Source organism: Rhodophyticola sp. CCM32 (assembly GCF_004751985.1).
Taxonomy (GTDB): domain Bacteria; phylum Pseudomonadota; class Alphaproteobacteria; order Rhodobacterales; family Rhodobacteraceae; genus Rhodophyticola.
In genome coordinates, this window is sequence record NZ_CP038492.1 from 2133796 (window position 1) to 2154384 (window position 20589).

General features: G+C 59.8%; 23 protein-coding genes and 1 tRNA gene. 13 read left to right on the forward strand and 11 right to left on the reverse strand.

Annotation, left to right across the window (positions count from 1 at the left end; translation table 11 throughout):
• The first annotated feature begins 130 nt into the window (after window positions 1-130).
• The gene (locus tag E2K80_RS10300) at window positions 131-628 is read left to right on the forward strand and encodes a DinB family protein (RefSeq protein WP_135374933.1); all 498 of its coding nucleotides are present in this window, start codon (window positions 131-133) and stop codon (window positions 626-628) included.
• Between the two features lie 243 nt (window positions 629-871).
• On the opposite strand, the gene rpoH is transcribed toward E2K80_RS10300, so the two are convergent.
• On the reverse strand, window positions 872-1765 hold the full coding sequence (rpoH, locus tag E2K80_RS10305) for an RNA polymerase sigma factor RpoH (RefSeq protein ID WP_135374934.1): 894 nt from the start codon (window positions 1763-1765) through the stop codon (window positions 872-874).
• Window positions 1766-1946: 181 nt separating this feature from the next.
• Window positions 1947-2975: an RluA family pseudouridine synthase gene (locus tag E2K80_RS10310; RefSeq protein WP_135374935.1), complete on the reverse strand. Its 1029-nt coding sequence runs from the start codon at window positions 2973-2975 to the stop codon at window positions 1947-1949.
• On the opposite strand from E2K80_RS10310, the gene E2K80_RS10315 reads away from it, so the two are divergent.
• The gene (locus E2K80_RS10315; RefSeq protein ID WP_135374936.1) at window positions 2974-3291 is read left to right on the forward strand and encodes a DUF6476 family protein; all 318 of its coding nucleotides are present in this window, start codon (window positions 2974-2976) and stop codon (window positions 3289-3291) included. The genes E2K80_RS10310 and E2K80_RS10315 overlap by 2 nt on opposite strands.
• A gap of 55 nt (window positions 3292-3346) precedes the next feature.
• On the opposite strand, the gene E2K80_RS10320 is transcribed toward E2K80_RS10315, so the two are convergent.
• Window positions 3347-3423, reverse strand: a tRNA-His gene (locus E2K80_RS10320).
• A gap of 343 nt (window positions 3424-3766) precedes the next feature.
• Here E2K80_RS10320 and E2K80_RS10325 point away from each other — a divergent pair.
• Window positions 3767-4978: an O-antigen ligase family protein gene (locus E2K80_RS10325; RefSeq protein ID WP_135374937.1), complete on the forward strand. Its 1212-nt coding sequence runs from the start codon at window positions 3767-3769 to the stop codon at window positions 4976-4978.
• 50 nt (window positions 4979-5028) lie between these two features.
• Window positions 5029-6048 carry a glycosyltransferase family 4 protein gene (locus tag E2K80_RS10330; protein ID WP_274379264.1) on the forward strand — a complete coding sequence of 340 codons (1020 nt, stop codon included), beginning with the start codon at window positions 5029-5031 and terminating at the stop codon, window positions 6046-6048.
• A 104-nt stretch (window positions 6049-6152) separates the two neighbouring features.
• Here the strand turns inward: E2K80_RS10330 and E2K80_RS10335 are convergent, their stop codons facing one another.
• Window positions 6153-6821 (reverse strand): DUF2161 domain-containing phosphodiesterase, encoded by a 669-nt coding sequence (locus E2K80_RS10335; protein WP_135374939.1) that lies wholly within the window; start codon window positions 6819-6821, stop codon window positions 6153-6155.
• A gap of 426 nt (window positions 6822-7247) precedes the next feature.
• Here E2K80_RS10335 and rpmB point away from each other — a divergent pair, with 426 nt between their 5' ends.
• From rpmB to E2K80_RS10350, 3 genes are all read left to right on the forward strand, one after another.
• Window positions 7248-7535, forward strand: coding sequence for a 50S ribosomal protein L28 (gene rpmB / locus E2K80_RS10340; RefSeq protein ID WP_135376570.1), 288 nt, complete (start codon window positions 7248-7250; stop codon window positions 7533-7535).
• Between the two features lie 105 nt (window positions 7536-7640).
• Window positions 7641-7991 carry a hypothetical protein gene (locus E2K80_RS10345; protein WP_135374940.1) on the forward strand — a complete coding sequence of 117 codons (351 nt, stop codon included), beginning with the start codon at window positions 7641-7643 and terminating at the stop codon, window positions 7989-7991.
• A gap of 47 nt (window positions 7992-8038) precedes the next feature.
• Entirely contained in the window at window positions 8039-8545 is a 507-nt protein-coding gene (locus tag E2K80_RS10350) for a copper chaperone PCu(A)C (protein WP_135374941.1), read from the forward strand.
• Window positions 8546-8847: 302 nt separating this feature from the next.
• On the opposite strand, the gene E2K80_RS10355 is transcribed toward E2K80_RS10350, so the two are convergent.
• Window positions 8848-9555, reverse strand: a complete 708-nt coding sequence (locus E2K80_RS10355; RefSeq protein WP_135374942.1) for an NAD-dependent deacylase — start codon at window positions 9553-9555, stop codon at window positions 8848-8850.
• A 121-nt stretch (window positions 9556-9676) separates the two neighbouring features.
• Between E2K80_RS10355 and E2K80_RS10360 the strand changes: the two genes are divergently transcribed.
• Window positions 9677-10183, forward strand: coding sequence for a low molecular weight protein-tyrosine-phosphatase (locus E2K80_RS10360; protein ID WP_135374943.1), 507 nt, complete (start codon window positions 9677-9679; stop codon window positions 10181-10183).
• On the opposite strand, the gene E2K80_RS10365 is transcribed toward E2K80_RS10360, so the two are convergent.
• Together E2K80_RS10365 and E2K80_RS10370 are read right to left on the reverse strand one after the other, a co-directional pair.
• Entirely contained in the window at window positions 10141-10452 is a 312-nt protein-coding gene (locus tag E2K80_RS10365) for a hypothetical protein (protein WP_135374944.1), read from the reverse strand. The two genes, E2K80_RS10360 and E2K80_RS10365, sit on opposite strands and share 43 nt — an antisense overlap.
• A 108-nt stretch (window positions 10453-10560) precedes the next feature.
• Entirely contained in the window at window positions 10561-11610 is a 1050-nt protein-coding gene (locus E2K80_RS10370; protein ID WP_135374945.1) for a Glu/Leu/Phe/Val family dehydrogenase, read from the reverse strand.
• 126 nt (window positions 11611-11736) lie between these two features.
• On the opposite strand from E2K80_RS10370, the gene E2K80_RS10375 reads away from it, so the two are divergent.
• From E2K80_RS10375 to E2K80_RS10385, 3 genes are all read left to right on the forward strand, one after another.
• On the forward strand, window positions 11737-12192 hold the full coding sequence (locus E2K80_RS10375; RefSeq protein WP_135374946.1) for an Lrp/AsnC family transcriptional regulator: 456 nt from the start codon (window positions 11737-11739) through the stop codon (window positions 12190-12192).
• A 123-nt stretch (window positions 12193-12315) separates the two neighbouring features.
• Window positions 12316-14958, forward strand: coding sequence for a type I DNA topoisomerase (gene topA / locus E2K80_RS10380; RefSeq protein ID WP_135374947.1), 2643 nt, complete (start codon window positions 12316-12318; stop codon window positions 14956-14958).
• 145 nt (window positions 14959-15103) lie between these two features.
• On the forward strand, window positions 15104-15808 hold the full coding sequence (locus E2K80_RS10385) for an EI24 domain-containing protein (RefSeq protein WP_135374948.1): 705 nt from the start codon (window positions 15104-15106) through the stop codon (window positions 15806-15808).
• Here E2K80_RS10385 and E2K80_RS10390 read toward each other — a convergent pair.
• Both E2K80_RS10390 and mce read right to left on the reverse strand, forming a co-directional pair.
• Window positions 15780-16058, reverse strand: coding sequence for a DUF1467 family protein (locus E2K80_RS10390; protein WP_135374949.1), 279 nt, complete (start codon window positions 16056-16058; stop codon window positions 15780-15782). The genes E2K80_RS10385 and E2K80_RS10390 overlap by 29 nt on opposite strands.
• Entirely contained in the window at window positions 16058-16462 is a 405-nt protein-coding gene (gene mce / locus E2K80_RS10395; protein ID WP_135374950.1) for a methylmalonyl-CoA epimerase, read from the reverse strand. Before mce ends, E2K80_RS10390 begins: the two co-directional genes overlap by 1 nt.
• 151 nt (window positions 16463-16613) lie before the next feature.
• Between mce and E2K80_RS10400 the strand changes: the two genes are divergently transcribed.
• Entirely contained in the window at window positions 16614-17318 is a 705-nt protein-coding gene (locus E2K80_RS10400; protein WP_135374951.1) for a response regulator, read from the forward strand.
• Between the two features lie 178 nt (window positions 17319-17496).
• Here the strand turns inward: E2K80_RS10400 and E2K80_RS10405 are convergent, their stop codons facing one another.
• Together E2K80_RS10405 and bhcR are read right to left on the reverse strand one after the other, a co-directional pair.
• Window positions 17497-18219 carry a GNAT family N-acetyltransferase gene (locus E2K80_RS10405; protein ID WP_135374952.1) on the reverse strand — a complete coding sequence of 241 codons (723 nt, stop codon included), beginning with the start codon at window positions 18217-18219 and terminating at the stop codon, window positions 17497-17499.
• 134 nt (window positions 18220-18353) lie between these two features.
• The gene (gene bhcR / locus E2K80_RS10410; protein ID WP_135374953.1) at window positions 18354-19172 is read right to left on the reverse strand and encodes an HTH-type transcriptional regulator BhcR; all 819 of its coding nucleotides are present in this window, start codon (window positions 19170-19172) and stop codon (window positions 18354-18356) included.
• 215 nt (window positions 19173-19387) lie between these two features.
• Between bhcR and bhcA the strand changes: the two genes are divergently transcribed.
• Complete coding sequence (bhcA, locus tag E2K80_RS10415) at window positions 19388-20578, forward strand: L-aspartate--glyoxylate aminotransferase BhcA (protein ID WP_135374954.1); 1191 nt, start codon at window positions 19388-19390, stop codon at window positions 20576-20578.
• Window positions 20579-20589: the final 11 nt, after the last annotated feature.

A 20589-nucleotide genomic window follows, 5' to 3' on the forward strand; every position in this document is an offset into this window, starting at 1 on the left:
GATAGCAGCTATACCATGACACTCACCCGACGGCGCGACAGCCTGTGCGGGTCGAGGCGCAATTTGCTCTATGCCTATGCAAAGCGGCCAATTTTCCCAAACTTCCATCATAACACTGAGGCCATGAAAGATGATTACAGCCGAATATTGCCGTCTCTTCGCACGCTACAACAGCTGGCAAAACACCTCACTCATTGCTGCAGCCGACGGATTAACCGCATCCGAGCGTTGGCTGGATCGAGGTGCGTTCTTCAGATCCATAGCAGCAACACTGAACCATCTTTATTGGGCCGATGCTCTCATGCTTGAGCGCATCAAAGGTAATGAAAGACCGCAGGACACGTTCACACATTCACTGACCAGCCCATCAGATTGGTCTGAGTTCAAAGGCTTACGCGCATGGCGAGATGCAGAAATCGCACAATGGGCTGGCAGCATCACCAACTCAGATCTCAATGGCGTTATCAGGTGGTATCCGCTCGACGGTTCAGACAAGATTGAAATGTCTAAGGCGATCTGCGTCGTACAGCTATTCAACCACCAGACCCATCACCGGGGACAGATACATGCCATGCTCACAGCTACAGGCGCCGAACCTGAGCCGACCGACATTCCGGCGATGCCTTAGAAAATGCTCTCAATTAGCATATAACGTTTCGACTTTACATTGAAGCAGTACAACGGCTTTCGCGTTTGAGCCAAGGGCGAAAGGCGTTTCAACATAAAGTCAAACGATTTAGGCCAGCGTTGACACTCACCCACATAAGAAAAGCCCCGCCGACAGCGGCGGGGCTTTTCTATCATATTTCGGATGTGCCGGAGGTATCGGCGTCCAGATCAGGCCGCGAAAGACTGTCCTCTGGCCCCTTGCTCAGGCGGGCAGCAGCCCGTCTTCGCGCGCCAGGTCGCGCATGCGGTTCTGCAATTTCTCGAACGCGCGCACCTCGATCTGGCGAATCCGTTCGCGGCTGACATTATAGACGCCTGAAAGATCCTCCAGCGTGACCGGCTGATCCTGCAGGCGGCGTTGGGTCAGAATATCCCGCTCCCGCTCATTGAGAACCTCCATCGCCTGTTTCATCAGCGCCATGCGATGCTGAAACTCGTTTTTCTCGGCATAGTCTCCGGCCTGATCGGCGTCATCATCCTCCAGCCAGTCCTGCCATTGGGTGGCGCCTTCGCCATCGCTGCCGACAACCGCGTTCAAAGACGCATCGCCGCCCGACAGCCGCCGGTTCATCGACACAACCTCGGTTTCGGTCACCCCCAGATCATTGGCGATGCGGGCCACGTTTTCGGGGCGCAGATCGCCTTCTTCCAATGCGCCGATCCGGGCCTTGGCCTTGCGCAGGTTGAAAAACAGTTTCTTCTGCGCCGAGGTGGTGCCCAGTTTCACCATCGACCAGGACCGCAAGACATATTCCTGAATCGAGGCGCGGATCCACCACATGGCATAGGTTGCCAGACGGAAGCCTTTTTCCGGGTCGAATTTCTTGACCGCCTGCATCAGGCCCACATTGGCCTCGCTGATCACCTCGGCCTGGGGCAGCCCGTAGCCGCGATAGCCCATGGCGATCTTGGCCGCCAGACGCAGATGGCTGGTCACCATCTGATGGGCGGCATCGGTGTCTTCATGATCGACCCAGCGCTTGGCAAGCATATATTCCTGTTCAGGTTCCAGCATCGGGAATTTGCGGATTTCCTGAAGGTAACGGTTCAGGCCCTGTTCCGGTGACGGTGCGGGCAGATTTGCATATGTACTCATGATAGCTGACCCTCTCTGTTTGGTTTGCTTGATAATGTAAAATATATTAACTTTAGATGAACGTGGGTATTCGAAGGCGAGACGTCAAGATGTGGCATCCGCGTTGTTGTGATAAAATTAACCCCCGACTGCGCGCACGGCAATCCGTGTTACAGGATAATAACGTGCAATTGTGCACAGGTTACAGGGCCGCTTCGCGCAGGTTTTCAAGCAAACCCGTCATATCGGCAGGAACAGGCACCTGAAATCGCATCACATCCCCCCTCACCGGGTGCGTGAACCCCAGGCTGGCGGCATGCAGCGCCTGTCGCGGAAAACTGTTCAGCGCCCGGGCCAGATCCTCACCCGCGGTTTTTGCCCCGATCCGGCGCCGCCCGCCATAGGTCTGATCGCCGATCAGCCCGTGCCCCGCATGGGCCATATGCACGCGAATCTGATGGGTGCGCCCGGTTTCCAGACGGCATTCCACCAGCGCGGCGATGCCAAACCCTTCCCTCACCCTTGCCCGCGTCACCGCATGACGCCCGCCCTGGAACAGCACCGCCTGTCTTTGCCGGTCGGTTTTATGCCGGGCCAACTGGGTGGAGATTTTCAGCACGCCACCGGGTTCGAAACGGATGCCTCTGGTCCCGCGCAGGCGCGGATCGGCGGCATCAGGCACCCCGTGGCACAGCGCCTGATACAGCCGTTCAACCGAGTGATCGGCAAACTGGTCCGCCAGCCCGTGATGCGCCCGGTCAGATTTCGCAACCACCAGCAGCCCGCTGGTATCCTTGTCGATCCGGTGCACAACGCCCGGGCGCCTTTCGCCCCCCACGCCTGACAGATTGCCGCCAAAATGATGCAGCAGCGCGTTGACCAGAGTGCCCGATGGCGTGCCCGGCGCCGGATGCACCACCATCCCCACCGGTTTGTTGATCACGATCAGATCCGCATCCTCATATCTGATATCAAGCGGAATATCCTCTGGCCGGATACGGGCCTCGGCCGGGGCCTCCACGGTGATCTCCACCCTGTCCCCCTCCTCCACCCGGGCCTTGCCATCGGTCACGGTGTCGCCATTGACCCGGATCGCGCCCGCGGCAATCAACCGGGCCAGACGCGACCGGCTAAGCGCGGCGGCCTCTGGCACATCGCGGGCCAGTGCCTTATCAAGACGCGGGGCCGGGTCCGGGCCGATCAGGACCGTGATGATCTGGGTGGGCGCCATGATGGACACTCCGCAGGAAGATAATGCCCCGCTGCCGGGCCATCTGCGCCTGTTGCGCAATCTGGTGACCGTGCTGACGGTGGTGATGATTTTCGGGGTCATAGCGATCACCGGGCTGCTTGTCATCCGCCTGTCTGCCCCGCCTGCGCCGGTTCTGGTCTTCCCCGAAGCATTTGCCCTGCCGGCAGGGGTCGCCATGACGGGGTACAGCCAACTGGGCGGGCAGGCCGTGATTGTCGGCGATGACGGGGTGATCCGCGTCTTTGACATGGAAAGCGGCGAGGTGACCCGCGAGATCGATCTGACCGATGAGTGACATCCTTTGGCGATGCCCCTGTCAGGCCCGGCAAGTCAGGATATCGGTTAAGGAATGGTACCAGCGCCCCGGCTCGAACGGGGGACCTCCTGATCCACAATCAGGCGCTCTAACCTACTGAGCTACGCCGGCACGACAGTCTTGTCTCTTCCAAGTCTCTTTTCCGAGAACTTGCAGGGGATATAGCAACCATCATTGAGCGGATGCAACGCAGAAAAAACCGCGACAACTTGGTCGCGGCTTTTCCATGTGACGAAGAACTGCCCCATGGGACGCAGGGAAACGGGGCTCCAGACGCATCATCCGCACATCACCCGATCAGAAACGATCAAACATGTCGCAGTGCGTGTCTCAAACGATGGGTTATCCGGAGCCTCCAGAAATCAATAGATCTTGATCCACGCAGGTCTTGAGAAGCGTCTTGTGACCTGCAGCTATCTGTGGTTGATGCAAACAATACCCAGTGAGGCACCAGATGCAGGCAGCTCGCCAAGTCCGCTCTTTTTATACACTAAAACTCATACTTGCAGCCGCTCTAGCAAGCACACTTATACTGCCGCCTAAACTGCTGGTTGCGTTCATAGCAGTGGCCGGGCTGCCTGCTTTATATCTGGGTTGGCTGGAATTTCGAAACAACGGTTATGACCGCATTGTGCTGGTTGTGGCCGGTATGTTTGTCGCCGGAGCAGTCTTTTGTCTTATGGGTACGTTTCCCATTCAGCAAAAGTCAGACATACAATTTGAGTTCCTCAAGTTTGCGGTCTACGCAACAGCTTTTATGATAGGGTTTGTTGCTCTACGCGAAAAGGAAAGCTGTTCCGCCTTTACAATCGTTGTCTATTGCACCGCGATTACTTTTTTTGTGTTCGCAGCGCTCGCATCTGGGCCTGTTTTCCGCATTTCGCAGGCTTGGATGTTCTACTCGCCCGATCAAAACAACACCGCCTCGATCCTTATTCCATTATTGCCGGCCGTTCTGGCATTACGTCTCGGTAGCCTGCGTGCGATACTATTGGTCTTGGGCTTCTTGTTTTGCTCGATGATTGAAAGCAGGGTCGGAGTTCTCGTGCTCTGCTGTATCATCATCATCAACATTTTCCTGGATTGGCGCTATGGCATTCCAGTTCTTCTTTGTGTGGTACTGATCTGGATGGGCCTGTCCTGGTCCGACACAACGCCACAGGATACTTTAATTCGTCAAATCAAAAACCTAGCAGGGATGGTGACTGATGGAACCTTTGAACTTGATCGAAACCTCCCGCGACAGGATTTGCTCCAAATTGGAACCTGGTCCGATCGAAGACGCCTCGAGATATTAGCGCAAGCCTTAACTGCTGCCAGGCAGACTTTCCCCAACCTGATAGGCATGGGGGACGCCGCCGCCGTCGTCGCGATCAACACTCCGCCAATTCTGGACGGTACGGATTTCCAGCACGCACATAATTTCCTTTTGCAGGGATATCTCGCCTACGGTTCTCTGGCCACCTTTTGCCTGTTTCTGGCCTTTGTGACACTTCTTGTGGTCTCGGTTAAAAGGAAAAACTGGGTATTGGCCGGAACCCTTGTTATCATTGGCGGCTTTGGGATGATTGAAGCGCTGATTTCAGATGTGAGGGTGTTGACGGTCTTGCTCTTATTCGTCGGCGGGCAGTTTCGCGCGACAGTCCTAGAAGATAGACGCGCATGAACGTATTGCTGATTAGATCAGACGTTCAGCTTGCGGGACCCGCCAAGCTTATGCATGCGTATGCCCGAGCGCTTCGGATGGCTGGTCATTCCGTTTGTATTGCAAGCGGCGGTGGTGAGTATGCCGAACAACTGGTCGCAGACGGCTTTGAGCACCACAAAATACATGGCCTTGCTATCCCGGATCGCAGCCTGCGCGGCACGCCCGGTTGCATTCGAAATATAGCCATGCTGATGCGCAGTAAAAAAGTGGCGGTGGTCAACTCCTTTAATTTCCACGCAGGCTTCTACGCAGCATTGGCCGATATTCCACAGCGCCGCATCCACGTTAACACGGTCCTGGGGACCGGTAGAGAGTGGACGAACCGGATTTTTCCGGGAAAGGTGATTGCCGTTTCAAAAGATGTCCGAAGACGTCTCATTGAAGCAAAGGTCCCGGAGAAAAAGATATCTGTTGTTTACAACGCGACCCTTGACGATGAATTCTTTGCGCCGGTGCCGGAGATGTCGCAAAATGATGGCAGCCCTGGTAAGCCTGTCAACTTGATAGGTATCGCGATGTTCACCGGCAACAAAGGCCATGAATTCATCATTCCATTGCTTGGGAAGCTTGTGAACGAACATAGCCTGGACGCGACACTCACGCTTGTGGGGGACGGTGAATCTCGCGCGTATTGCGAAAAAATGGCCCGCGACCTGGATTTAAGCGATCGTATCCTGTTCACCGGCGCTTTGACGAACGTTATAGACCCGCTCGACGCCGCCGACATCATGGTTCATCTGCCTCGTTTTGAAACATTTGGAATCGTACTGGCCGAAGCAATGGCCCGGGGACTTCCGGTCATATCAACACGAGTGGGCGGTATACCAGAGGTCGTCGTGGAGAACGAAACGGCTGTGCTTGTAGACGACCGGGAGCATACCGAGGAAATCTTGGATGCCCTTGCCCAATTGATCAGTGATCCGACGCATCGACACCGTCTTGGGTCTAACGCTCAAAAGGAAGCAAGAAGACGTTTCCACATCGACCAGTTGCAGCAAGATATTCTGGCCACCTATGCTGATGGCTAGAGTACCCTGCCTTAAACCTGAGACATCGCGCATCACAAATACCCTGGGAACGCGAAGCGTGGCAGGGTATTTGTGATTCAAGTTTAAGGCAGGGTGCTTTAGGGTCAGCCCCCCTCTTCCCCCGGATACACCGTCAGCGCCTCCCCCCCTTTCGGGGTCAGCCTGTATATGCCGGTCTCCACCCGTTCAAACCAGCCATAGTGATCGTCCCGCATCAGGGTCGTGGCGCGCTCCACCCCTGTTGCTGCCTTGACCGCCGCGCCTTTGCAGGGGCCGTGGGCGGCGAGATGCCGGGCACAGCGCAGGGCATCCTGCCGGTAGGCGGTGACAATCCCGCCACGGGTGCCGCCAGCATTCGGGTCCCCGACGCGGCGGGCAAATTCCCTGAGCAGCCGGGCTTTGCGCGGTTTCGAGTGGCGCGGCGCATAGGGGCCCGGGTCGCAATGGGCCTCGACAAACCCGTCTTTCAGCCGCACGGTCAGCAGGCCCAGACCCAGACGCCGGGCCAGTTTCACATTCTCGGTCAGGGATTTTTGAAACATCCGCCCGCTGCCGCGCGGGACCGCCAGATAGACCAGATCACTGACGCCCAGCCGGGCAACCCCCTGATGGAACAACGCCAGCGAGAACCGGGTTTTCAGTTCCACGATCACCGGCTCCTCCGCGCCGCGCTGCGCCACCACATCGGCACCCGCAATCTCGGCCTTCACCTCATAGCCCTGCGCTTCCAGAAACGCCTTCACCGGCGGATACAAATCTGTTTCTTTTACCATGGGGTCAGATTAGGGTCAGGCCCCCTTAAATCCATACCGTCAGCGCCGATTTCACGAAATATCAGTGGTTTGCGGCGCGCCGGCCATAGGTGTTCTACGGTCAAGCGGCGCACGCCGCTGAGATGATGTGAAATCGGTGCCCTTCGGGTTTGGCGGATGTCCCGCGTGAGCATCGTTGCAGGCCTTTGAAATAGAACCACTATTCCGGCAGCCCTGCGCCTCGTCACGCGAAAAATCTGCCAAACTGACGGCATGGATTTAAGGGGGCCTGACCCTAGCCGCGCAAGCACGGCCTGTCAGGCTGCAAAACCCGCGATTCCACGCTTGACACCCCGCCAGCCTCCTTTTATCCACCGCACAGATTTTCGGGGCGCTGACACGTCGGTCACGCGCCCCCTTCCGTTTCTAAAATCCGAGGGTAGCCCCATGTCTCGCGTCTGCGAACTGACCGGCAAAGGTCCGATGACTGGCAACAATGTCAGCCATGCTAAAAACAGAACCAAGCGCCGCTTCCTGCCGAATCTGAGCGAGGTCACACTTGGCTCCGACACGCTGGATCGACGCTTCAAGCTGCGCATTTCAAACGCGGCCCTGCGCACGGTTGATCACCGCGGCGGGCTGGATGCATTTCTGGCGAAAGCCAAGGATGACGAATTGTCACCCAAAGCGCTGAAAATCAAAAAAGATATCGCCAAGGCCCAGGCCGAAGCCTGACCCCTATACAGATGTCCAGAACATGACCCCGCATCCTGACCGCTGCGGGGTCATTATCATTTTGTCGCTTTCCAATCCGGCATGCGAGGGCGTAGACCTGTCTGTATGAGCCGGATGATCCGCCCCTTCTGTGCTGTCGGCCTTGCGCTGATTCTGTCGCTGACCAGCGTCAGCATGGCGCTTGCCCGGGGGAATATGGCCGTGCATGGCACCATGGTCCTGTGTATCGGCAGCGTGCAGGTGACGGTTCCCATCGGCAGCGATGGCGCCCCGATCCTGCAGGACCATATCTGCCCCGATTGCACTATCGGTCCTCTGGCAACGGGTTCAGATGCACCCCATGCAATACCGATCCTGCTGACCACGCAAGCGGTGGTCGTCACCCATGTTCAATCAACCCGTCCCGTCCCCGTGCAAGGGGCTCAGGCCCGCGCGCCACCTGCGCATTCCGCCTGATCCCTGACCTGACTTTTCAAATTATTGCACGAACGGAGGGACATTACATGTCCATCAAAACGCTGGCGCTTGCCGTCACCACCAGCATCGGTCTGGTTCTGCCCGGGCTGGTTCAGGCCCATATGATCATCGAGGATGCCTATGCGCGCTCCTCCAGCGCGGTGGCGCAAAGCGGTGCCGCCTTCATGACCATCACCAATCACAGCGATACCGATGACCGGGTTGTCGCCGTCACCTCGGATGCGGCCGATCATGTGGAACTGCATACCCATCTGCAGGACAGCAATGGCGTGATGCGGATGATCGAGGTTGAAGACGGCTTTCCGGTTGCCGCCGGCCAGACAATCGCGCTGATGCGCGGCGGTGATCACATCATGTTCATGGGCCTGACCGATCCTTTCATACAGGGTGAAGAGCTTGAGGTGACAATCAGCTTTGAACATGCCGAACCGGTCACCCTGATGATCCCGGTTGATCTGGAACGCCAGGATCATGGCGGCATGAATCATGGGGAAATGGATCACTCCAACATGAATCATGGCAGCGACAGCTAAGCCTGATGCAGTTTCGGTCGCGCGGGCGGTGTCCCTCGCCTTTGGCGACCGAAGGGCGGCGCGCCTCTTTATTTTAACTCCGAGGACGCGCCGCCACATTTTTGAAGCGTTTCACGAAACCTAAATCGCCTTATAGCTTCGGCCCATAATCCTGAATCACCCCACATCACCTCCCCGCCCGGCGGCACCGCCGGGCAGCGCCTGAGCCGCCCCCACGGGGCGCGGGCGCTTCTCGCCCATCCCTCGGCTCAGGCGATGCCCTCTGCGCAATCCATACGCGGTGCAGATCACATGAACGATGCTCATATCTGGATTTCACCAGCCAGCATCTTTTCCACCCAAAGCGGCACCACCTCAGAGGCAGGCCCGGCAATCACCTGATCGAACACGCCTGGCCTTGAGCTCGGCTCCAGATTGATCTCAAGCGTCTCTGCGCGCGCGATCCGCGCCTCCTCCACCAGGCCTGCGGCGGGGTAGACCTCCCCCGAGGTACCGATGGAGACAAACAGATCGGCCTGGGCCACAGCCTCATAAATCGCCTCCATCCGGTAGGGCATTTCGCCGAACCAGACGATATCGGGCCGGGTTGCAGAGGCACCGCAACCCGGACAACTATCAGTCACCGTCATGACCCGTGGTGCGGGCCAGCGATGGCCGCAGGCCGCACAAAGCGCCCCGGTCAGCACTCCATGCATATGGATCAGCCGGGAGGATCCGGCCCGCTCATGCAGATCATCCACGTTCTGGGTGACCAGCAAAACCTCACCCGGCCAGCCCTGCTCCAACCGCGCCAGCGCCTCATGGGCGGCGTTTGGTGTCGCATCCAGCGCATTGGCCCGCCGGGCATTGTAGAAGTCATGAACCAGTGCCGGATTGCGCGCAAAACCCTCGGGCGTGGCGACCTCGGCCAGATCATACTGGTCCCACAGCCCGCCTTTGTCGCGAAACGTACCCAACCCGCTTTCCGCAGACACCCCCGCCCCGATCAGCAGAACAATCCGGCCCGTCATGTTCATGAGACCACAAAAGGCGGTTTCAGCCGCCAGTGCCGGCCCGGGCCTCCCCGCCCCGCTTGACCCTTTGTCCGGGGCAGCCCCATGATGACAGCATTGCCTTTCACCGGAGCCCTCCATGCCCGCCGATCCCACCAGCCTGTCGCGCAATGCCGCCCCTGTCCAGCGCATCCTCTGCGTCTGCCTTGGCAATATCTGCCGCTCTCCCACCGGGCAGGGCGTGTTGCAGGCCATGCTGCATGGCGTCGCGGTGGACAGTGCCGGAACCAGCAACTGGCATATCGGTGATGCGCCTTATGCGCCGATGCAAAAGGCCGCCCTGCAACGGGGCTATGACCTGTCAACGCAACGGGCCCGGCAGGTCTGCCCGGAAGATTTCGACCGGTTTGATCTGATCCTGGCGATGGACCGTCAGAATCTGGCCGATCTGCGCGCGATCCGGCCTGAAGGATCAAAGGCCGATCTGGCGCTGTTTCTTGCCCATGTGAAAGAGGCGCCCGAAGACGTGCCGGACTCCTATTATACAAGGGATTTCGACGAAACCCTGGACCTGATCGAACAGGGTGCGCGGGGCTGGGCCGCTCAGCCGCACATCGCTTCGGCGGTTTCCCCGAAAGACCGGTAGCGGGTCCAGAATGCCTCATCACTGGCGCGGTCGGACATGCGTATATCCTGTGCCCGTTGCGGATCGCTGAAGAACCGTGCGGCCTGACGCTGATCCGTACCGCTGAGCGTCATATCCGCCACCAGACCGATACAGCCGCAAAGCTGCCGACTGGCCGCCTGCCTGTTCGACTGGTTGCAGGCGCGTTCAATCGCATTTGCCGATACAGCTGTGCCGATCGGGGCGCTGCCCAATATCAGCACCACCAAAAGCAAGACGGGTTTCTTCATGTGTCCGGCCCCATTCCTAGGCATATACGGCAGATCTGATGCCCGCCCGATACCACCGGAACATGCCAGAAACCGGCCCGGTTTTCAACATATCCTGTCTGTTCCGCCCTATGCGGCCTCAGCCCCCTGCATCTTGGCGGCCACGATCTCATCCGCCACACGATCTGGTCCCACGTCGCGTTCGGCGGCATGTTTGAAGATGGTCTCAAGCGTGGCATCCAGCGCCGTCAGCCTGTCGCTGACAAAGCGTCGCCGGTCCCGGATTTTCAGAATCTCGGTGGCGATATTGATGATCCCGCCTGCATTGGCCACATAATCAGGGGCATAGAGAATACCCCGCGCATGCAATGCCGCGCCATCCGCCTCAGCCGCCAGCTGGTTGTTGGCCCCGCCCGCCACGGCCTGCACACGCAGTGCCGGGATCGTCTGCGCATTCAGCACCGCGCCGATGGCACAGGGCGCCAGAATATCCGCCTCCACCGCCAGAATCCGATCTGGCGCCACTACAACCGCACCAAAGCTCTGCCCGGCCCATTCCGCCCGCTCCGCGTCGATATCGGCCACAGTCAGGCGGGCCCCCGCAGCGCGCAGCAATTTGCTCAGATGCCAGCCCACTTGGCCCAGCCCCTGCACCGCCACATGCCGCCCTTCCAGCAGCGGGCTGCCAAACCGGTATCTGGCCGTGGTGCGGATTGCATGAAAAATGCCCCGCGCAGTAACCGGCGAGGGATCACCGGTGGAAAATGCCCCATCCGGCAACCCCGCCACATAGGGGGTGACCGAGGCCATGACCGCCATATCCCCCGGGTCGACCCCCATGTCTTCCGCCGTCCAGTACCGCCCCCGCAAGCCGTCAATGGCCCGGGCGAATGCCACCAGTTGCGCCCTGGTCTTTGCCCTCGCATCACCGATGATCACCGCCTTGCCACCGCCAAGCGGCAGATCGGCGGCGGCATTCTTGAAGGTCATCCCCCGGCTCAACCGCAACACATCTTCCAGGGCCGCATCCTCGGTGTCATAGGGCCGCATCCGCAACCCGCCTGCCGCCGGTCCAAGCCGGGTGGAGTGGATGGCGATAAACCCGGTCAGAGCCGATAAGCTGTCTTCGACGCGGATCACCTGTTCATGACCAGGGCAAGCGATGGATGTGATGTTCATACAGACCTCCTGTTTCCCATGAGCCTAGCCCGGAGCGTGGAGCGAATGGCGGCAAATACGGCCTTGGCTGCCTTTGATATTAGAGCTATTCTCTAAAAGAGGATGATTTCAGAAAGATTATCGCCAATGGACAAGATTGACCGCCGCATTATCGCCCATCTGCAGAAAGATGGCCGCATGCCGGTCATCGACCTTGCAGACCGGGTTGGCCTGACCCCCACCCCCTGCGCCCGCCGGGTCGCGCGGCTGGAGGCCGAGGGCATCATCACCGGCTATTCCGCGCGGGTGGATCAGGCGAAACTCGGCTATCCCCTGACCGTATTCATCTTTGTGGAACTGGAACGCCAAAGCCATGAAACCCTGTCCGGCTTTGAACGGGCGGTCACCCGGTTTGACGAGGTTGTCGAATGCCACCTGATGACCGGCACCCGTGATATCCTGCTGAAGGTCGTCACCCCCGACCTCACCGCCTTTGACCGGTTTCTGGAAACCCAGCTGGTCCATATCCCCGGCATCCGCGCAACACGGTCAAGTTTTTCGCTGCGCACGATGGTCCAAAGGGATGTGTTGCCGCTGGATTGATGCGGCGGGAAAGCCATTTAATCGTCAAAACAGGCCGGATATAGACCAAGCCGCATTGACAAGTGCCGCGATGCCCCCACATGTTCCGCCGCCACTACACCCCCTGACTCGAAGGTGCTTTCCATGCCCGTTGTTGTTGTCGAATCCCCTGCCAAAGCCAAGACAATCAACAAATATCTGGGAAATGATTACACCGTTCTTGCCTCTTACGGCCATGTGCGGGATCTGCCCCCGAAAGATGGATCGGTGGATACAGACGCCGGATTCGAGATGCTGTGGGAGATCGGCAGCGACAGCAAAAAACATGTCAAAGCCATCGCCGATGCGCTGAAAGACGACAATAATCTGATCCTCGCCACCGACCCGGACCGGGAGGGCGAGGCGATCAGCTGGCATCTTGAGGAAGCCCTGCGCAAGCGCAAGGCGATCAGGAAGGACACGCCGGTCAGCCGGGTGGTGTTCAACGCCATCACCAAATCCGCCGTTACCGACGCGATGGAAAACCCCCGTCAGGTCGATATGGAACTGGTTGAGGCCTATCTGGCCCGCCGGGCGCTGGATTATCTGGTGGGGTTCAACCTGTCGCCGGTTCTGTGGCGCAAGCTTCCCGGTGCGAAATCCGCAGGCCGGGTGCAATCGGTCTGCCTGCGCCTGATCGTTGAACGCGAGATGGAGATCGAGGCGTTCAAGCACCGCGAATACTGGTCGGTCCGGGCAGTGCTGGACACCCCGCGCGGTCAAAGTTTCGAGGCGCGGCTGACGGTGTTGGGCGGCAACAAGCTCGACAAATACGATCTGGACAATGCGGCTGCGGCCTCGATGGCGGTCAAGGCGGTGTCCTCACGCGATCTGAGCGTGCAGTCGGTCGAGGCGAAACCAGCCAATCGCAACCCTTCGGCCCCGTTCATGACCTCGACCCTGCAACAGGAAGCCAGCCGCAAATTCGGCATGGGCGCGCGCCAGACGATGAGCACAGCACAGCGGCTCTATGAGGCCGGGCACATCACCTATATGCGGACCGACGGGATTGATATGGCGCCCGAGGCCGTCAGCGACGCCCGAAGCGCGATCAAGGACCGGTATGGCGAGGCCTATATCCCCAAATCGCCGCGTGTTTACAAAAACAAGGCCAAGAACGCGCAGGAGGCCCATGAATGTATCCGGCCAACGGATATGTCGCGCGGGCCGGACGATATCAAACTGTCGGAAGATGATCAGCGCAAGCTTTATGACCTGATCTGGAAACGCACGATTGCCAGCCAGATGGAAGGCGCGCGGCTGGAACGCACCAGCGTCGATATCGGCAGTGCGGATGGCCAGGTGGTGCTGCGCGCCACCGGTCAGGTTGTGCTGTTTGACGGGTTCCTCAAGGTTTATGAGGAAGGCCGCGATGATGTGGAAACCGATGATGCCAAACGTCTGCCGCAGATCAGCCAGGGCGAGCCTGTCACCCCGAAACCCGCCGCGCTTGAGGCCGATTTCACCAAAGCCGCCGGTGATGGGGGCGCGGTGATCGAAGACGATGCGCCAGGCGATCTGCGCCAGAATGGCGGCGGAGTGCTCAGCAATGACGGGGCCATTCTGGGCCAGCAGCATTTCACCCAGCCCCCGCCGCGCTATACCGAGGCAACGCTGGTCAAACGGATGGAAGAACTGGGCATCGGGCGGCCCTCCACCTATGCCTCGATCGTCACCACCATTCAGGATCGCGGCTATGTGGTGAAAGACAAGAACCGGCTGATCCCCGAAGACAAGGGGCGGCTGGTGACGGCTTTCCTCAGCAATTATTTCCGCCGCTATGTGGGCTATGATTTCACCGCCGATCTGGAAAACCAGCTGGATGAGGTCAGCGCCGGCGACCGCAATTACAAGGACGTGCTTGACCGGTTCTGGCGCGATTTCAAGGCGGCGATTGATGAAACCGCCGAATTGCGGATCACCGAGGTGCTGGAAAAGATCAACGAGGTGCTGGAGCCGCATCTGTTTCCGGCCAAGGAAGATGGCAGCGACCCGCGCCTTTGCCCCAATTGCGGCGCAGGGCGCCTGTCGATGCGCACGGCCCGGTCGGGCGGGGCCTTCATCGGCTGCTCCAACTACCCAGAATGCCGCTATACCCGCGCCTTTGCCCCGCCGGGAGAAGGCGATGACACGCAGCCCGAGGAACGGATGCTGGGCGTTGACCCCGATACCTCCCTGCCCGTTTCTCTCAAGACCGGGCGGTTCGGGCCGTATGTGCAACTGGGCGAGGTGACCGAGGAAGAGAAGAAGCCGAAACGCGGTTCCCTGCCGAAAACCTGGGACCCGGCGACGATTGATATCGACAAGGCGCTGATGCTTCTGAACCTGCCGCGCGAGGTTGGCACACATCCCGAAGACGGTGAGATCGTGGAGGCCGCCATCGGTCGCTACGGGCCTTATGTGAAACACGGGCGGATCTATGCGAACCTGCCCGATGTGGAAGAGGTCTGGACCGTCGGCATGAACCGCGCGGTGGAGCTGATCGCCGAGAAAGCCGCCAAACGCGGCGGGCGCGGTGCGGCGGTGCCCCCGCTGCACGAGCTGGGCGAACATCCCGAACATGGCGGGCCGGTCAATGTGATGGACGGGCGTTATGGGCCTTACGTGAAATGGGAAAAGGTGAATGCCACCATCCCCAAGGGCACCGAACCTGCGGATGTCACCATGGAGATGGCGGTGCAGCTGATCGTTGAACGTCAGGCCAAGGGCGGCAAGAAACGCCGGACAACACGTAAAAAGGCCTCATAGGGCGGCCGGGGGTTGGCATCTCACGGGGCGCGTGCAGATGCCGGGAAAGTATTGGTGCATATTCGGTGGTGACAGGGGTTGATCTGCGCCCGGCGTCCCCCAATGTTAAACTACATAACATCCCAAAACCCGGCGCGGAGCCCCGATGATCCTTTCCGACTTCCTCAAAGCCGTCAGCCAGTTGTCAGACCGCCGGTTTCTGGGCGTTCTCGGGCTTGGCATCGGCCTGACAACCGCGCTGCTGGCCGCGTTCTATGCCGGTTTCGTCATTCTGATCGGCTGGCTTCTGCCCGACAGTTTTTCGCTGCCCTGGATTGGCGAGGTCACCTGGCTCGACAATGCGCTGACCCTCGCGGGCATCCCGCTGATGCTGATCCTCTCGGTCTTTCTGATGATCCCCGTCGCCTCGGCCTTTACCGGGCTTTTCCTGGACCGGATCGCCGATGCGGTCGAGGCGGAACATTACCCGCATCTGCCCCCGGCCCGGCAGATCGGCTTTGTCGAGGGTCTGGGCGACGGGATGCGGTTTCTGGGGGTGATCATCGCAGTAAACCTCTGCGCGCTGATCCTCTATCTCAGCTTCGCGCCGCTGGCCCCGATCCTGTTCTGGGTCGTCAATGGCGTGCTTCTGGGCCGGGAATATGCGCAGATGGTGGCGCTGCGCCGTCAGGACGCCCCTGGGACCGCATCCTTTCGCAGGTCGAACCGGGTCGCCATCTTTGCCGCAGGCGTGTTGATGGCCGTGCCCCTGACCATCCCGGTGGTGAACCTGCTGGTGCCGGTTCTGGGCGCGGCCACCTTCACCCATCTTTATCACCGGCTTAACGCTGACCCATCCCGAAGCGGTTGAACAGGTCGATATCCTCCAGCGTCACCACATCCGACAGGATCAGCCAGGCCGCAATCCCCCAGACCACCGCCGCGGCCAGCGTGGTCACCAGAAACCGGCGTTTCATGGCGGGTCTATGGGGTGCCGAGGCATGGGTGCCCGGGGCAACATCCCCCGCTTCGCCCTGCGATGTCATGCGGATCGGCAAGACCACGAACAAGGTCATGAACCAGATGATGGCATACAGCACGATACCGGTGACAATCGACATCAGACCTGCTCCAATTCCACAAGGACCCCGGTGAAATCCTTGGGATGCAGGAACAATACCGGTTTGCCATGGGCGCCGGTTTTCGGCTCCCCCGTGCCCAGAACCCGTGCGCCCGCCGCCTGCAACCGGTCACGGGCGGCCAGAATATCCGCCACCTCATAGCAGATATGGTGGATGCCGCCCGCCGGATTCTTCTCAAGAAACCCGGCAATCGGGCTGTTCTCGCCAAGCGGATAGAGCAGTTCGATCTTGGTGTTCGGCAAGGTGATGAACACCACCGTGACCCCGTGATCGGGTTCATCCTGCGGCGCGCCGACCTCTGCCCCGAGTGTCCCGCGATATTGCGCCATGGCGGCCTGAAGATCAGGCACGGCGATGGCAACATGGTTCAGGCGTCCGATCATGGGCCCCTCCTTGGCTGATCCCTGACCGTTGATATGGCCCGCATCCGGGCAATTGCCAAGAGCGCCATCGCCGCGTCTGCCCGTTTACACCTTGTCAACCTTACCCCGCTCTAATCGGGTCGGGAATCGCCGCAACCGGGGACAACAAAAAATGGATGACCGTGTTACAGATCTCGACTTTCGACCGAAACCAACGGCGGCGCGCCCCTTGCTGGGCCTGACCGTTCTGGTGGTGGAAGACAGCCGCTTCGCGTCTGAGGCGCTCAGGCTGCTCTGCCTGCGGTCCGGGGCGCGGATCCGCAGGGCCGATTGCCTGACCTCCGCGCGGCGGCATCTTGCGGTTTACCGCCCCTCTGTGGCCATCATTGATCTGGGCCTGCCCGATGGCTCCGGGCTTGATCTGATAGCGGAAATCGCCACCAGCCAGCCGAAAGTGCCCGCGATCCTGGCAACCTCCGGGGCCGAGCGGGAGGCCGCAGCCACGGCCGCGACAGCCGCAGGTGCCGACGGGTTTCTGCCGAAACCCATGGAAACCATCGCCTTTTTCCAGTCTGAGATATTGCGCCACCTGCCCGAGGATTTGCGCCCCAACGGCCCCCGCCCGTCGGTCAGTGACCGGGTGCAGCCCGACACGCTCGCCTATCGGGAGGATCTGACCCATGCGATGGACCTGCTGGAGCTGGACACACCCCCCATGGCCTATCTGAGACCTTTCCTTTTGGGTGTGGCCCGCGCCGCCCATGACAAAGGGCTGGAGGATATCGTGACCCGCGCCACAGCACCGCTGGCCCAAAGTGACCGCAGCAACCTGCGCGCGCTTCTGTCAGATCGCATTCAGCATGTGGCGGCTGTTTAAAGCGGTTTGCGTTTTATAGGAGGCAACCCCATCGAAAACCGCGTTCGACCCGAAGGGGAGAGGCAGCGGTTTTCGATACAGATCAAACGCAAACCGCTATAGCACGTCTCGAAACGCAACAGGGTTTAAACCCCTCTGCCTCTGCATCAATCCGATGGATGCAAGCCCGGGGCGCGCGTCAACGGCCCGATAGCGCGGGGTCAGAACTGACCCGAACCAACCGGGTCAGATCGGCAAGGCGTTCTTTCTGCTGCCCCCCGGCATCGAAATTGCCCGGGGCCAGCCAGGCCTGAAACGCTTCTTTCAATGCAGGCCATTCCGCGTCGATACAGGCAAACCAGGCTGTGTCACGATTGCGGCCCTTGACGATGGCAGCCTGGCGAAACACACCTTCATAGGAAAACCCCAACCGCTCTGCCGCCCGGCGTGAGCCAAGATTTCGGGCGTTGCATTTCCATTCATAACGGCGATACCCGGCCTCGAACGCCCAGGCCATCATCAGATACATCGCCTCTGTCGCAGCGCGGCTGCGTTGAAGCTCGGGCGCGAAATTGATATGGCCCACCTCGATCGTGCCCATCTCCGGGGTAATCCTGAGATAACTGGCCACCCCGCTTAACTGGCCGGTTTCCAGATTCTCGATCGCATAGAAAATCGGGTCCGGCCCGGCCTCCATCTCGCGCACCCACCGGTGATAGGCCGCGGCTGAAGAGAACGGACCATAGGGCAGATAGTCCCAGATCGCATCGCTGACGGAATTGGCCCGATGCAGATCAGCGGCATGATCATCGGCCCGCAACCGGACCAGGCGCGCATAACGCCCGGCCAGCGACGCCCCATCCGGCACGGGCGGCGGCTGAAAACCGGTGACCAATGGCCCCGCTGAATCCTGACCTGCCATTTACATCACCCCAGCAATCAAACACATCTTACATCAGAAAACGGGAAAAGCGCCGCAATAGCAAGCGATTGGCGGTCGCAGACGGCATCGCACAGGATAGGCATGTAGAAACCTGAAAGGGTCAGGCCCCTGCTTCAAGCCGGTATTCCCCCGATCCCTTGGGTGATCTCAGCCGCAGCTTCGGCAACGCGGGTGCCGAACATATCCATCCGGCGATCCGCGAACCGGGTGCTGGGCCCGGAGATCGACACGCCCGCGACCACCTCCCCCCGGGCGTCATAAATCGCCGCCCCGATGCAGGACATGCCCGCATGGCGTTCCTCCTGATCGAAAGACCAGCCGCGCCGGCGCGTCTCCTCCAGATCGGCCCGAAGCGCGGTTTCGCTGGCCAATGTCTGGCTGGTGAAACCGGTCAGTTCGGCCCGCGCCAGCACTCGGGCCAGATGCGCCTCGGGCAGGTTGGCCAAAATCGCCTTGCCCGTGCCCGAGGCATGCATCGGTGTGCGGGTGCCCGCGGCAAAAAACGCGCGGATCGGGTTTTGGGTTTCAACCTGACCGATAAACACCACCTCTGCCCCGTCGGGCACCGCCAGATTGGCGGTTTCCCCCGTGGCCAGCATCAGCGCCCGCATCACCGGGCGGGCCACATCCATCAGCGTGGTGCGGTTGAGATAGGCCGAACCGGTGCGATACGCCTCGATCCCCACAGCCCAGGTCTGGCTTGCCTCGTCCAGTTCTGCATAGCCGTTTTGCTGCAATGTGGCGAGGATACGGTGGGTGGTGGCGGTCGGAATGTTGAGCCTTTCCGACAGGTCGGTCAGCGAGGCATGATCCTGCTTTGCAAGCGCGCTGAGCACCACCAGCGCCCGGTCAAGCGCCTGAATGGTGCTGCCGCCGGGCTCGGTAAACGGTGATTTGGGGCGCCCGCGCGCTTTGCGATGTATCTCTGCCATCCTGACCGCCTGTGTGATGGGTTGGGTCTGTTCTCGCAAAGTAAGTACATGAAAAATATTTTCAATAAAATAAGAAACCGACATCCTGAAAAATAATTCATCACTATATAACAATGTTATATGAGATATTTCTATTTATGAAAAATATTTTCGAAAAAATTGCGCGCTGTTCTGAAACTGGTAAAACACCCTCACCACCACGGAGGAGACCTGCCATGTCAGACCAGAACCCGCTGTTCATTCCCGGCCCCACCAATATGCCCGACCGCCTGCGTCAGGCGATGATGGTGCAGACCCGGGACCATCGCGCGCCGGATTTTGCGGACACGCTGCTGCCCGTGCTGGACGGGTGCAAAAAGGTTTTCGGCACCAAAGAAGGGCATGCCCTCACCTTCCCCGCCTCGGGCACCGGCGGGTGGGAGGCGGCGATTACCAACACGCTCAGCCCCGGTGATACGGTTCTGATCGCGCGTTATGGCATGTTCAGCCACCGCTGGATCGACATGTGCGACCGCCACGGGCTGGATCTGCGGATCATTGAATGTGACTGGGGTGCAGGCGCGCCGGCAGATGCGTTTCAGAAGGCCCTGACCGAGGATGGCAGCCATGCGATCAAAGCCGTGCTGGTCACCCATAATGAAACCGCCACCGGCGTGGTGTCGGATATCGCCGCAGTGCGCCGGGCGATGGAGGCAGCGGATCACCCCGGCCTGTTGCTGGTCGATTGCGTCAGTTCGCTGGCCTCGATGCCGTTCAAAATGGATGACTGGGGTGTCGATATTGCGGTCAGCGGCAGCCAGAAGGGCTTTATGCTGGCCACCGGCATGGCAATCCTGGCTGTCAGCCCGAAAGCACTGGCAGCGATGGAGCGGGCCAAGCTGCCCCGCAGCTTCTTTGATTTCCGCGACATGCTGCAGGCCAACCGCAATGGCGGCTATCCCTATACACCGCCCCTGCAACTGATCCACGGGTTGCGCGAAAGCCTGACCATGCTGGAGGAAGAGGGGCTTGAGACTGTCTATGCCCGCCATCACCGCCTGGCTGAAGGCGTGCGCCGCGCGGTTGCGGCCTGGGGGCTGAAACTCGTCGCGCAATCGCCCGATCTCTATTCCGATACGGTCAGCGCGATCTATGTGCCCGAAGGCTTCGATTCGAATACTCTCACCGACCATGCGTTCAACGCCTATGATGTCAGCTTTGGCGTCGGGCTGGGGCAGATGAGTGGCAAAGCCTTTCGGATCGGGCATCTGGGCGCCCTGACCGAGGTCATGGTTCTTGCAGGTCTGGCCACGATCGAAATGGCGATGGCCGATCTGGAATATCCGGTCCGGCTTGGCTCTGGCGTTGCGGCGGCACAGGAATATTTCCGCATGTCCCGCAGCCACAGCCTGCAATCCGCAGCCTGAAAAGCACAGGA

Excerpts from the sequence above, each read along its gene's own strand:
- E2K80_RS10300 (WP_135374933.1), top strand. The coding sequence starts at position 131 with ATGATTACAGCCGAATATTGCCGTCTCTTCGCACGCTACAACAGCTGG.
- rpoH (WP_135374934.1), bottom strand. The coding sequence starts at position 1,765 with ATGAGTACATATGCAAATCTGCCCGCACCGTCACCGGAACAGGGCCTG.
- E2K80_RS10315 (WP_135374936.1), top strand. The coding sequence starts at position 2,974 with ATGATGGACACTCCGCAGGAAGATAATGCCCCGCTGCCGGGCCATCTG.
- E2K80_RS10310 (WP_135374935.1), bottom strand. The coding sequence starts at position 2,975 with ATGGCGCCCACCCAGATCATCACGGTCCTGATCGGCCCGGACCCGGCC.
- E2K80_RS10325 (WP_135374937.1), top strand. The coding sequence starts at position 3,767 with ATGCAGGCAGCTCGCCAAGTCCGCTCTTTTTATACACTAAAACTCATA.
- E2K80_RS10330 (WP_274379264.1), top strand. The coding sequence starts at position 5,029 with ATGCATGCGTATGCCCGAGCGCTTCGGATGGCTGGTCATTCCGTTTGT.
- E2K80_RS10335 (WP_135374939.1), bottom strand. The coding sequence starts at position 6,821 with ATGGTAAAAGAAACAGATTTGTATCCGCCGGTGAAGGCGTTTCTGGAA.
- rpmB (WP_135376570.1), top strand. The coding sequence starts at position 7,248 with ATGTCTCGCGTCTGCGAACTGACCGGCAAAGGTCCGATGACTGGCAAC.
- E2K80_RS10345 (WP_135374940.1), top strand. The coding sequence starts at position 7,641 with ATGAGCCGGATGATCCGCCCCTTCTGTGCTGTCGGCCTTGCGCTGATT.
- E2K80_RS10350 (WP_135374941.1), top strand. The coding sequence starts at position 8,039 with ATGTCCATCAAAACGCTGGCGCTTGCCGTCACCACCAGCATCGGTCTG.
- E2K80_RS10355 (WP_135374942.1), bottom strand. The coding sequence starts at position 9,555 with ATGACGGGCCGGATTGTTCTGCTGATCGGGGCGGGGGTGTCTGCGGAA.
- E2K80_RS10360 (WP_135374943.1), top strand. The coding sequence starts at position 9,677 with ATGCCCGCCGATCCCACCAGCCTGTCGCGCAATGCCGCCCCTGTCCAG.
- E2K80_RS10365 (WP_135374944.1), bottom strand. The coding sequence starts at position 10,452 with ATGAAGAAACCCGTCTTGCTTTTGGTGGTGCTGATATTGGGCAGCGCC.
- E2K80_RS10370 (WP_135374945.1), bottom strand. The coding sequence starts at position 11,610 with ATGAACATCACATCCATCGCTTGCCCTGGTCATGAACAGGTGATCCGC.
- E2K80_RS10375 (WP_135374946.1), top strand. The coding sequence starts at position 11,737 with ATGGACAAGATTGACCGCCGCATTATCGCCCATCTGCAGAAAGATGGC.
- topA (WP_135374947.1), top strand. The coding sequence starts at position 12,316 with ATGCCCGTTGTTGTTGTCGAATCCCCTGCCAAAGCCAAGACAATCAAC.
- E2K80_RS10385 (WP_135374948.1), top strand. The coding sequence starts at position 15,104 with ATGATCCTTTCCGACTTCCTCAAAGCCGTCAGCCAGTTGTCAGACCGC.
- E2K80_RS10390 (WP_135374949.1), bottom strand. The coding sequence starts at position 16,058 with ATGTCGATTGTCACCGGTATCGTGCTGTATGCCATCATCTGGTTCATG.
- mce (WP_135374950.1), bottom strand. The coding sequence starts at position 16,462 with ATGATCGGACGCCTGAACCATGTTGCCATCGCCGTGCCTGATCTTCAG.
- E2K80_RS10400 (WP_135374951.1), top strand. The coding sequence starts at position 16,614 with ATGGATGACCGTGTTACAGATCTCGACTTTCGACCGAAACCAACGGCG.
- E2K80_RS10405 (WP_135374952.1), bottom strand. The coding sequence starts at position 18,219 with ATGGCAGGTCAGGATTCAGCGGGGCCATTGGTCACCGGTTTTCAGCCG.
- bhcR (WP_135374953.1), bottom strand. The coding sequence starts at position 19,172 with ATGGCAGAGATACATCGCAAAGCGCGCGGGCGCCCCAAATCACCGTTT.
- bhcA (WP_135374954.1), top strand. The coding sequence starts at position 19,388 with ATGTCAGACCAGAACCCGCTGTTCATTCCCGGCCCCACCAATATGCCC.